The sequence below is a fragment of the Pseudochelatococcus sp. G4_1912 genome, from assembly GCF_047501465.1.
Lineage (GTDB): Bacteria > Pseudomonadota > Alphaproteobacteria > Rhizobiales > Beijerinckiaceae > Pseudochelatococcus.
On sequence record NZ_JAZDRL010000001.1, the window covers coordinates 1,545,940 to 1,557,617 of the forward strand.

The following is an 11,678-nucleotide window of genomic DNA, read 5'->3' on the forward strand; positions in this document are numbered from 1 at the left end:
TTGAACCGGCATTATAAAAAAGGATCAGTCGATGACCCGCGTGAAACAGTCGGCGCCGCTGCGGGCCGCTAATGGAATCATGATGGCGCTGGTCGCCGGCATCAGCGCATTGGCGCCTGTTGCGGCATATGCGCAAAATGCTCCTGCTGCTCCTGCACAGCAGGCGCCTATGGATACAGGCCCTTCGCTGGTACAGCTTAAGCCTGAGCCTTCCCAGACGGACTGGACCAAGGTTTGCGGTCGCGATGAAGGCGCAAACAAGGAAATCTGCTACACCACCCGCGATTTCGTGACGGAGCAAGGTCAGCCTGTGCTCGCTGCTGCGATCTATGACGTGAAGGGCGAAACCACAAAGATCGTTCGCTTCCTCATGCCACTTGGCCTGCTGCTGCGCCCAGGTTTGCGCTTCGCTGTTGACAAGAACGACGCGGTCGCTGGTCAATACGCCATCTGCTTCCCGAACGGTTGCTTTGCTGAAGCGCCTGTGCCGGATGCTTTTGTGACCTCAATGAAGCGTGGCACCGTGCTGAACGTGAGCGCACAGAACCAGATGGGACGTGAGGTCACGTTTGCTGTGCCGCTGGCAGGTTTCACCAAGGGCTTTGACGGTAAGCCGATTGATCCGCAGGCGCTTGAGGAGCAACAGCGCAGGCTGCAAGAAGCGCTTCAGAAGCGCTCGGAAGAATTGCGTCAGCGCAGTGGCCAGGCCGGTCAGGATGCAGCCCCAGCGGCCCCGACTGCGCCTGCTGCTCCAGCAGCAAAGTAATATCACACTTTATTATCTTTCATGCCGGCATTTCGGATGAAAGTTGACAGTATAGACCCCGGCTTCGGCCGGGGTTTTTTTACGTATTCCATCCACTTGTTTGTCGGCTTGTTCAACACAGGTTGTATGAACCTGGAAGGGGGAGAAGCAATAAAGAGAATACAAATCTTTAGCCCCAACGGATGCCTGGACGGGTAGAGCCATGGAGTCGATAATGATCACTGCCTCTCAGGGAGATGGCCCAGGCTGCCGCGTTGATGCGTTTGAACGCTCAATCAGCATGCGGATATCGGGCGTCACTACCGGATAGTCCCACGATCCGCTGATCTCAATTGGAAAGCCAACTGGTTCAGTTGCTTGTTCACGTCTCGCTGTATTTTCATCATCAGGCGCTGTGTTGGCAGCCTTATCGCTGACCCGTAATCGGAGAGCTAATGAGCGGTCCGCAATGCCGATCTCACCGCTGAGCCCCCCCGACAAATTGCCGGTAAAGCGGAGATTGGCAACAAGATCACCATCGCCTTGATGAATGGCCAGCGTTGCATCCATGGTTTCAAAGGGTGAATGACCGCCGCGCCAATCGAGAGCTGTTGCGAGAGGGCGATGGCGTACACGCCGAATGACACTGGCAAGATCTACACCTTCAAGAGAGCCTTCCATAGCATGTGCTGTGACAATTCCAGAAAGACTTTGCGCGATGGCATCGGGTGATCTGCCTATTCCTTCCAATGCAATCTGCCCGCTGACCGTGCCTGACAATAAAACGTTACCGAATAGACGTTGTGTGGCCTTACTTGCATTAATGCTATCAAAGGTGCCTGTAAGGCGGCTTGCGAAATTATCTTGTGTTGGAGCCAACTGCAGCTTGCCCTTGATTATCCCATCGTCAAGGCTTGCTTGATTGAGCGCAAGCTCAACCTTGTTTCCGATTACCAATAAGCCTGCCGCAACATCCTGCATATCAAGCGTGCCTATTGTGGCGCGGGTTGTGGAGAGGCGAATGTCGAGATCATTGGGAATGCCGGTGCGGCGATCGATCAATGGTGTGCTCTGCCATCCGGATCCAGCAGCAGGACTACTGATAGGTATAAGAAGGCGGTTGAAATCGAGCGCTGTCGCATCAAGTGTGGCGGACACCAGCATCCGGCCCGCATCTGTAATGTTTGCACCAAGTGCTCCCTCAAGCGTGCCTCCCTCAACCTCAATGCGCGCGTCAGGTATCGATAGGCCATCGCTGGAAAGATGTGCTGTGCCTTTAATTGCAAGCTGCCCTGCATCTTCCGCAAAAGAGAGGGGAGTGCGCAACCATGCAATGGCACGCCCAAGTGATCCGGTGCGCAGCACTAGCTCGCCATTGAGTTCGGGAATAGCGCTTGCCGCGATCTGGCCGCTGAAGTTGAAGGAAATTGGGCGTGAGGATAGACGCACAAACAGGGGAGAGGGTTGACCAGCCGTAAGGGCGTCTGGCAGTAGTTTCTCAATGTGTAGATCAACAGCTTCGCCACGCCACATGGCCGTAGCATTAAACGCAAGCGGTCGTCCTGCCTGGGGCCAGTTAATGGCAGCGTTGAGGCGTCTTAGTATAGAACGCGTACCAGTCTCATGGATGACAGTGCCATCAACAATTTTTAGGCGTTGCGGAAGATGGAAGTGGTTGATGTCTGTAATTGTTGTGTGTGCCATCGCCCATAAATCCCTCGGACGTTCTGGCCCAAGCCATCTGATACGCGGATTAACAAGCGTTACTTGATCGGTTTCAAACCTTCCAAAAAGCAGTGGCCATATTTTGAGTTGAACAATGATTTCCCGAGCGCGCAGTAGATCGGTATCTTTATCGCTACCTGTGCTTGCAGGATCGGAAATTGCTACCTGAGCCAGTTTGAGGTGTGGCGTGGGCAATAACCTGAACGATGCATTACCGTGCTTGACAGGCATGCCTGTAGCAAGCTGAAGTCGTTGATTAATTTGGTGTTTAAATGGCAAATGATCCAAAGGCCATGTAATGGCCCCGGCGGTCACGATAGCGCTAATGGCGAGCGCTGGAATGATATATCGCCGATGAAGGATCATATGACCTGCATGTTAATAATCGCAGCAACCATAACGCGACCAGGTGTCACAAGTGGTTCCCTTCAACGTATGTTTAAATCGGGCCAGACGAGGCAAGAGTGCATCATTCCTAACATATTCTGCTGCCGCTGAAAGCGCGCATAATAAGTAAGCAGCTTTTCTCTTAAATCCCATGAATGCATGACAGCGTGTTACAGGCCGATTATTGTGTAGCGCGATCTTAAAATCATGCCATGCCACGATCCCGTTCCTAAAGCAAAAACGCGACTCAACTTCCTTGCATGTGGTTACCTTTTGCCGAGATGGGTAGTGGGCACACAGGCGCCAGGATTATTCTTGACGGTGTTGCGGGGATTCTGGGGAATGGGATGTGGTTTGGGCTTGTGTTTCAGGCTGTGGACAATTATGGAGAGTGCGTTCATGTCTGCGCTGTCTCCGGTGCAGGCATGCTTTGTGCTGGCTTTTAAGGAGAGCTCTCGCTTTCAGTTGAAGTCGATTCGCTTTGGATTGGCATCGTGCAGGTTGAGGGGGGGGCGGATTTTCGTTTCCGCCTAATGGATTTGTGCCGGCGGCATAACGGTGTGTCCGTTGATGTTTATCGCGCTTGCATCCGCTGGCGGTGATTGAAGTGGCCTGGGAATGGGCCTCAAAGAACGAGGATGGCCTGTACGCAGGCCTATTGGAGCAACGATGGCGAAGACGAATCCGGTCGAATTCCTTCAGCAGGTCCGTGCCGAAACGAAGAAGGTGACGTGGCCAACCCGCAAGGAAACATTGGTCACGACGGCGATGGTTTTCGTCATGGTGCTTGTGGCGTGTATTTTCTTTTTCATCGTTGACCAGTTGATTCAGCTGGGCATCGGCGCGGTGCTTGGGCTCCGCTGAGACGCATTGATGCGTCTGATGCAATCATTCTATTAGCGGGTTATCTGGTCTAGTCGCCCTTGTGTGCTGGATCATGGGGAGAGTTGTTGATGTCCAAGCGTTGGTACATTGTCCACGCCTATTCGAATTTTGAGAACAAGGTCGCTCAGTCGCTTCGTGATCAGGCAGAGCAGCGTGGGCTTGAGGACAAGTTCGACGAAATTCTGGTGCCCACTGAGAAAGTCGTCGAAGTGCGACGCGGCCGTAAGGTGGATACCGAGCGCAAGTTTTTTCCGGGGTATGTGCTGGTGAAGTGCGACCTGACGGATGATGTCTACCATTTGATCAAGAACACACCGAAGGTCACGGGCTTTTTGGGGGCTGACAAATCGAAGCCTCTTCCGATCCCTGACCATGAGGCAGAACGGATTAAAGGGCAGGTGGCTGAGGGCGTTGAACATCCAAAGCCTTCGATCAGTTTCGAGGTTGGCGAGCAGGTGCGTGTGTCCGATGGGCCATTTGCATCGTTCAACGGAATTGTGGAAGAGGTCGACGACGCGCGCGCCCGCCTTAAGGTGGCCGTTTCAATCTTCGGTCGCGCAACTCCTGTTGAGCTTGAGTATGGTCAGGTCGCCAAGATCTGACATTGTTGATGCCTGAAACGATTTTCAGAAGGCGTCTCACTTGCATGTGAAGGTTGGTTGCTGTATGGAACCGCCTTCGTTTGATTCATAACGATTCACCAACGCGGGAGATCCGCCTGGCCAGCCAGCCGGGAGTTCGGATCCCACCGCGGACTGCAACTGTGACAGCCGGGCATTCCGGTTGTCGTTCTGTTTGGGAGCAGCCATCATGGCAAAGAAGATCACGGGTTACGTGAAGCTTCAGGTTCCGGCGGGCGCGGCTAATCCGTCGCCGCCGATTGGTCCAGCGCTTGGTCAGCGCGGCCTTAATATCATGGAATTCTGCAAGGCGTTTAACGCTAAGACGGCGCAGATGGAGAAGGGTACTCCGATTCCGGTGATCATCACCGCTTATCAGGACCGCTCCTTCACCTTCGAAATGAAGCAGCCACCAGTTTCCTTCTATCTCAAGAAGGCTGCAGGTCTTAAGAGCGCGTCGAAGACACCCGGCAAGGGCGGATACGCTGGCAAGGTGACGAAGGCGCAGATCCTTGAGATCGCGCAGGTAAAGCTTGTTGACCTCAATACTGATACGCTTGAGGCTGCTGCGACGATGATCGAAGGCTCTGCTCGTTCTATGGGCATCGAGGTTGTAGGCTAAGGGGGCACGAATGGCACATGTTGGAAAACGCGTCGTCGCCTCTCGCGAAGGCATCGACCGCAAGAAGCTTTACACGCTTGATGCAGCCGTTAAGGCGATCAAGGAACGTGCAACAGCAAAGTTCGACGAAACTGTCGAAATCGCTATGAACCTTGGTGTTGACCCTCGTCATGCTGACCAGATGGTCCGTGGCGTTTGCCAGCTCCCTAACGGCTCTGGCCGTACGGTGCGCGTGGCTGTTTTCGCGCGTGGCCCGAAGGCTGATGAGGCGAAGAAGGCTGGCGCTGATGTTGTGGGCGCTGAGGATCTCTTGGAGCAGATTCAGGGCGGCAACATCAATTTTGACCGTTGCATTGCAACGCCTGACATGATGCCGCTGGTTGGCCGTCTTGGTAAGGTGCTTGGCCCCCGTGGTCTGATGCCTAATCCCAAGGTCGGAACCGTGACAATGGATGTCGCTGCTGCAGTTGAGGCTGCTAAGGGCGGTGCTGTTGAATTTCGCGTCGAGAAGGCTGGTATTATCCATGCTGGCATTGGCAAGGTCTCGTTTGATGAGCAGAAGCTGATCGAGAATATCCGGGCTTTTGCTGATTCAGTTGCCAAGGCTAAGCCATCAGGTTCCAAGGGCACCTATATCCAGCGCATTGCGATATCGTCGACGATGGGGCCTGGTGTTAAGGTTGAGCCAGCATCGGTTCTTGTTACGGCATAATTCATGAAATATGAGGGTGGCATTTGGAATCTGCAACAAAAAATAGTGATGTAGATAAAAAACGACAAATGCCACCTTTAACCTTCTTGCGTTTTAAACGCGAGAGGGATACATGAACTCATTGATTCAGCGAGCTGGGTCAAATGTGTTTAGAATTCCGATCATAGATCGGTAGGACGACAGGCTTTGGATGCGCTTTTAGGCGTCCGGGGGCTGTCGGTGTCCTGTCCAAGACTGCAGGTGCCGAGCGTTTATCGTTTGGTCTAATTTCGCCAAGAGGCCTGCATAGACGGGTAAGGCTGATGTCAGTAGACGCTAGGTTTTTCTAGTGGAAGTGGAATCGGTTCGTACCTTCGCATCCGATCTGCGGCATATGTCGTGGTTCGGGGACAGGGCTCGCAAGCGCCGTTCTTCGGTGTCGGGCTTTTGGGTATCGGCATCGCAAGAGTGGCATGTGTAGCTGGCGGGAAGGCTTTTGCTGACCCGTTTATTGGAGAGAGCCCCGTGGATAGAACGGCAAAAGCCGAGCTTGCAACGATGCTAGGTGAGGTGTTTAACACCTCCGGCGTTATCGTTGTTGCTCATTATGCCGGCCTGAGGGTTGCCGAACTGCAGAAGCTCCGCAAGGATGCCAAGCAGGCCGGTGCCAGCGTGCAGGTCGCTAAGAACCGTATCGCCAAAATCGCTCTCGAAGGCACTGACGTTGCCGGGATCGCGCCTCTTCTTCAGGGGCCAACGCTGCTGGCTTATTCCAGCGACCCGATTGCAGCGGCTAAGGTTGTTGCCGACTTCGCCAAGACGAATGACAAGCTTGTCATTCTAGGTGGCGCGTCGGGTTCAACCGCTCTGAATGTGGACGGTGTGAAGGCGCTTGCTGCGCTGCCGTCACTCGACGAATTGCGCGCCAAGCTCGTGGGCCTTGTTCAGGCTCCTGCGACGAAGATCGCTCAAGTTGTCAACGCGCCTGCCGCCAAGGTGGCTCGCGTTTTTGGAGCTTATGCCAATCGAGATGCGGCTTAAGGCCGATTACCCTATATAACTGACGAACCGATACAGGAAATTTTATCATGGCTGATTTGACCAAGCTTGTCGACGAACTGTCGAGCCTGACCGTGCTTGAGGCTGCTGAGCTTGCAAAGCTTCTCGAAGAAAAGTGGGGCGTTTCTGCTGCTGCGGCTGTTGCTGTTGCTGCAGCTCCTGGCGCTGGCGCAGCGGCTGCTGCTGAAGAGCAGACCGAATTTACGGTTGTTCTGGCTTCGGCTGGCGACAAGAAGATCGAAGTCATTAAGGAAGTCCGTGCAATCACCGGTCTCGGCCTGAAGGAAGCAAAGGACCTCGTTGAGGGCGCTCCTAAGCCTCTCAAGGAAGGCGTGACGAAGGATGAGGCCAACAAGCTGAAAGAGCAGCTTGAGAAGGTCGGCGCGAAGATCGAACTTAAGTAAGATATTCGAATGCGGTGGGCTTAGATTGGCTCACCAGATGCGGTGTTTTATTCTGCGGACCGTCAATTCGGTTCAGGCCAATAATATCGGCCATTGATATAGGCTTGATGAAGTCTTGCGAAGAGATACCGTTATTCGAACTTAGAGACCTTGCGGTTCCGGGGGAGTTTCTCCCGGGGCCGCGTCGTCGTCCGAAGGGCTGTCATCGTGATGAGAGCACTTTTCGGCCGTGAACGGCGGAACCGTTCATTGACCCTGCCGCGGGAAAGCGGCCCGGCTGACCAGGCGGCCTTCTCAAAGGACGCCCCTCGCATAAGCGGGGACCGGCACAAGTGAGGACCGCCTGGTCAGGCGTGCGTTGAGGAGCAAGAGTCCACATGGCCCAGACGATCACAAGCCGGAAGCGTATCCGCAAGTTCTTTGGCAAAATCCGGGAAGTTGCCGAGATGCCGAACCTCATTGAGGTTCAGAAGGCGTCCTATGACCAGTTTCTGTTGATCGATGAGCCCGAAGGCGGGCGGCCTGATGAAGGTCTGCAGTCCGTTTTCAAATCGGTATTCCCGATTTCGGACTTTTCCAGCACGTCGCTGCTCGAGTTCGTGAAATATACGTTTGAGCCTCCAAAGTATGATGTGGACGAGTGCCGCCAGCGTGGCATGACATATTCCGCACCGCTTAAGGTGACGCTGCGTCTGATTGTGTTTGATGTGGACGAAGATACCGGCGCACGTTCTGTGAAGGATATTAAAGAGCAGGATGTCTACATGGGCGATATGCCGCTCATGACTGACAATGGCACCTTCATTGTGAACGGCACCGAGCGTGTGATCGTTTCGCAAATGCATCGTTCACCAGGCGTGTTTTTTGACCATGATCGCGGTAAGACGCACTCATCTGGCAAAATTTTGTTTGCAGCACGTATCATTCCTTATCGTGGTTCTTGGCTCGATATCGAGTTTGACGCTAAGGATATCGTATACGCGCGTATTGATCGCCGCCGTAAACTGCCTGTCACGACACTTCTGTACTCGCTTGGCTTAGACAGTGAGGAAATCCTCAATACTTTCTATGATAAGCTGTCTTACACCAAGGACGAGCTTGGTTGGCGTATGCCTTTTGATCCAAGCCGTTTCAAAGGTTTCAAGGCTACGGTCGATGTAATCGATGCTGATTCCGGTGAAGTTGTGCTGGAAGCAGGTAAGAAGCTTACGGTGCGTGCAGCGCGCCAATTGGTAGAATCTGGTGTTAAATCCCTGCGTGCAGCAGACGAAGATCTTTTTGGTCAATACATTGGCGAAGATCTTGTTAATCTGGAAACAGGTGAAATCTATGCCGAGGCAGGCGATGAGATCACCGAGAAGGTGCTGCTGGAGCTCACCGAAGCCGGTGTGCATGAGATTCCTGTTCTTGACATTAACCACGTCAATATTGGCCCCTACATCCGTAATACACTTGCGCTAGACAAGAATACTTCACGTGACACGGCTCTGTTTGATATTTATCGCGTGATGCGTCCTGGCGAACCGCCTACGCTGGACACGGCAGAGGCTATGTTCCATTCGCTGTTCTTTGATGCTGAACGTTATGATCTCTCGGCCGTTGGCCGTGTCAAGATGAATATGCGTCTTGATCTGGATGCGCCGGACACAACGCGTACGCTCCGTCGTGAGGATATGCTGGCTGTTGTGAAGGCGTTAGTCGGTCTCCGTGACGGTCGCGGTGAGATTGATGATATCGACCATCTCGGTAACCGTCGTGTGCGTTCGGTTGGCGAATTGATGGAGAACCAGTATCGTTTGGGTCTCTTGCGTATGGAGCGCGCCATCAAGGAGCGCATGTCATCCGTCGATATCGATACAGTAATGCCGCAGGATCTGATTAATGCTAAGCCTGCTGCTGCGGCGGTACGTGAGTTCTTTGGCTCCTCACAGCTTTCGCAGTTTATGGACCAGACCAATCCACTTTCCGAAGTCACGCATAAGCGTCGACTCTCGGCACTTGGACCTGGCGGTCTGACCCGCGAACGTGCAGGTTTTGAAGTTCGTGACGTGCATCCCACGCATTATGGTCGAATCTGCCCAATTGAGACACCGGAAGGTCCGAATATTGGCCTCATCAACTCGCTCGCAACTTTTGCGCGCGTGAATAAGTACGGCTTTATTGAGGCGCCTTATCGGAAGGTAAATAATGGTAAGGTAACCAATGAGGTAAATTACCTCTCGGCTACCGAGGAAATGAAGTACGCAGTGGCGCAGGCCAATGCGGAAATTGATGCCGATGGCCAATTGATCGAAGATCTCGTTGTTTGTCGGCAGGCCGGTGATGTGGTTGTGGTGCCACCCGAACGCGTCGATTATATGGACGTTTCGCCTAAGCAGCTTGTCTCTGTTGCGGCGGCGCTTATTCCGTTCCTTGAGAATGATGACGCTAACCGCGCCCTGATGGGCTCGAACATGCAACGTCAGGCTGTTCCGCTTGTGAAGGCAGATGCGCCATTCGTTGGTACGGGCATGGAAGCCGTTGTTGCACGAGATTCTGGTGCAGCCATAGCGGCACGGCGCACGGGTATCGTCGATCAGGTGGATGCCACACGTATCGTTATTCGTGCGACAGAAGATCTCGATCCAACAAAGTCGGGTGTCGATATCTATCGTTTGATGAAGTTCCAACGTTCAAACCAGTCAACTTGCATTAATCAGCGCCCACTTGTGAAGGTTGGTGATTTCGTTGCAAAGGGCGAAATTGTTGCGGATGGTCCATCGACTGAGTTTGGTGAGTTGGCGCTTGGTCGCAACGTGCTTGTCGCGTTTATGCCATGGAATGGTTACAACTACGAAGACTCTATTCTACTGTCTGAGCGCATCGTGAAAGAAGACGTGTTCACTTCGATCCACATCGAGGAGTTTGAAGTCGCTGCGCGTGATACGAAGCTTGGCCCTGAGGAAATAACACGCGATATCCCGAATGTATCGGAAGAGGCTCTCAAGAATCTTGATGAGGCAGGTATCGTTTACATCGGTGCTGAAGTGCAGGCTGGCGATATTCTCGTTGGCAAGATTACGCCAAAGGGCGAAAGTCCCATGACACCGGAAGAGAAGCTTTTACGAGCTATCTTCGGTGAAAAGGCATCTGACGTTCGTGATACATCGTTGCGTGTGCCGCCTGGCGTTACTGGAACGATTGTTGAAGTGCGTGTGTTCAATCGTCATGGCATTGATAAAGACGAGCGCGCTCAGGCGATCGAACGCGAAGAGATTGAGCGTCTTGCAAAGGACCGTGATGACGAGCAGGCGATTCTTGATCGCAATGCATATGCGCGTCTTGTGGACGTGCTTGTTGGTCAAACGGCGATTGCGGGCCCGAAAGGCTTTAAGAAAGACACGCATCTTGACCGGCAGGTGCTAGCTGACGTGCCGCGTTCGCAGTGGTGGCAGTTTGCTGTTGCTGATGATGCGGTGACGGCTGAGCTTGAAGCCATGCGCAAGCAATACGACGAATCCAAGAAGCGCCTGGAACAGCGTTTCCTTGATAAGGTTGAAAAGCTTCAGCGTGGTGATGAATTGCCGCCAGGCGTGATGAAGATGGTCAAAGTCTTCGTTGCTGTGAAGCGCAAAATTCAGCCTGGTGATAAGATGGCTGGCCGTCATGGTAACAAGGGTGTTGTGTCGCGTATCGTTCCGATCGAAGACATGCCGTTCCTTGCTGATGGTACGCATGCCGATATCGTGCTCAATCCATTAGGTGTGCCTAGCCGCATGAACGTTGGGCAAATCCTTGAGACTCATATGGGCTGGGCATGTGCCAACATCGGTCAACAGATCGGTCGGGCAGTTGATGCTTACCGGCGTGCTCATGAACTTGCACCGCTCAAGCAGGCGCTAAATGAAGTATACGGTGAGAATGCCGTATCTGATGATGTGTTGCCTGAGGACCTTGTTGAACTGGGTGAAAGTCTTCGCCGTGGTGTGCCGATTGCAACGCCTGTGTTTGACGGTGCAAAGGAAAGCGACATCGAGCGTATGCTTGAAGAAGCTGGACTTGATACCTCTGGTCAGTCAACGCTCTATGATGGACGTACGGGTGAAGAGTTTGATCGCAAGGTAACGATGGGCATTATTTATATGCTCAAGTTGCACCACCTTGTTGACGACAAAATCCACGCTCGTTCAATTGGTCCATACTCGCTTGTAACCCAGCAACCGTTGGGTGGTAAGGCGCAGTTCGGTGGCCAGCGCTTTGGTGAAATGGAGGTGTGGGCGCTTGAAGCTTATGGCGCAGCGTACACCCTGCAGGAAATGCTGACAGTGAAGTCGGATGACGTAGCTGGCCGTACGAAGGTGTATGAGGCAATCGTACGTGGCGACGATACGTTCGAGTCTGGCGTGCCCGAAAGCTTTAACGTGCTTGTGAAGGAAATGCGGTCTCTGGGGCTGAATGTGGAGCTACTGTCCTCCAAGCACGCGCCTGAAGACGATTTTCCAGCAGAGGCAGCTGAGTGATCGGCTGGCGCATCTGCGCTGATCGGCGACTTTAAAGATCA

The 11,678-nt window shown here is 53.3% G+C and carries 9 protein-coding genes; 8 read left to right on the top strand and 1 reads right to left on the bottom strand.

Features of this window, described 5'->3' with window-relative positions:
• Nucleotides 1-31: 31 nt before the first annotated feature.
• On the top strand, nt 32-766 hold the full coding sequence (locus VRZ32_RS06925; protein ID WP_414524937.1) for an invasion associated locus B family protein: 735 nt from the start codon (nt 32-34) through the stop codon (nt 764-766).
• A 228-nt stretch (nt 767-994) separates the two neighbouring features.
• Here VRZ32_RS06925 and VRZ32_RS06930 read toward each other — a convergent pair whose 3' ends face one another.
• Nucleotides 995-2,836 (bottom strand): AsmA family protein, encoded by a 1,842-nt coding sequence (locus VRZ32_RS06930; protein WP_414524938.1) that lies wholly within the window; start codon nt 2,834-2,836, stop codon nt 995-997.
• Between the two features lie 690 nt (nt 2,837-3,526).
• Here VRZ32_RS06930 and secE point away from each other — a divergent pair.
• The 7 genes from secE (at nt 3,527) to rpoB (ending at nt 11,637) form a co-directional block, all read left to right on the top strand.
• Nucleotides 3,527-3,721 (top strand): preprotein translocase subunit SecE, encoded by a 195-nt coding sequence (secE, locus tag VRZ32_RS06935; RefSeq protein WP_414524939.1) that lies wholly within the window; start codon nt 3,527-3,529, stop codon nt 3,719-3,721.
• An 89-nt stretch (nt 3,722-3,810) separates the two neighbouring features.
• Complete coding sequence (nusG, locus tag VRZ32_RS06940; RefSeq protein WP_414524940.1) at nt 3,811-4,344, top strand: transcription termination/antitermination protein NusG; 534 nt, start codon at nt 3,811-3,813, stop codon at nt 4,342-4,344.
• Between the two features lie 208 nt (nt 4,345-4,552).
• A complete protein-coding gene (gene rplK, locus VRZ32_RS06945; protein WP_414524941.1) occupies nt 4,553-4,984 on the top strand; it encodes a 50S ribosomal protein L11 in 432 nt (143 codons plus the stop codon).
• 10 nt (nt 4,985-4,994) lie between these two features.
• On the top strand, nt 4,995-5,696 hold the full coding sequence (rplA, locus tag VRZ32_RS06950) for a 50S ribosomal protein L1 (RefSeq protein ID WP_414524942.1): 702 nt from the start codon (nt 4,995-4,997) through the stop codon (nt 5,694-5,696).
• A 504-nt stretch (nt 5,697-6,200) separates the two neighbouring features.
• Nucleotides 6,201-6,716 (top strand): 50S ribosomal protein L10, encoded by a 516-nt coding sequence (rplJ, locus tag VRZ32_RS06955; RefSeq protein ID WP_414525070.1) that lies wholly within the window; start codon nt 6,201-6,203, stop codon nt 6,714-6,716.
• A 47-nt stretch (nt 6,717-6,763) separates the two neighbouring features.
• Nucleotides 6,764-7,138 carry a 50S ribosomal protein L7/L12 gene (gene rplL / locus VRZ32_RS06960; protein WP_414524943.1) on the top strand — a complete coding sequence of 125 codons (375 nt, stop codon included), beginning with the start codon at nt 6,764-6,766 and terminating at the stop codon, nt 7,136-7,138.
• 377 nt (nt 7,139-7,515) lie between these two features.
• Nucleotides 7,516-11,637, top strand: a complete 4,122-nt coding sequence (gene rpoB, locus VRZ32_RS06965; protein ID WP_414524944.1) for a DNA-directed RNA polymerase subunit beta — start codon at nt 7,516-7,518, stop codon at nt 11,635-11,637.
• The last annotated feature ends 41 nt before the right edge of the window (nt 11,638-11,678 follow it).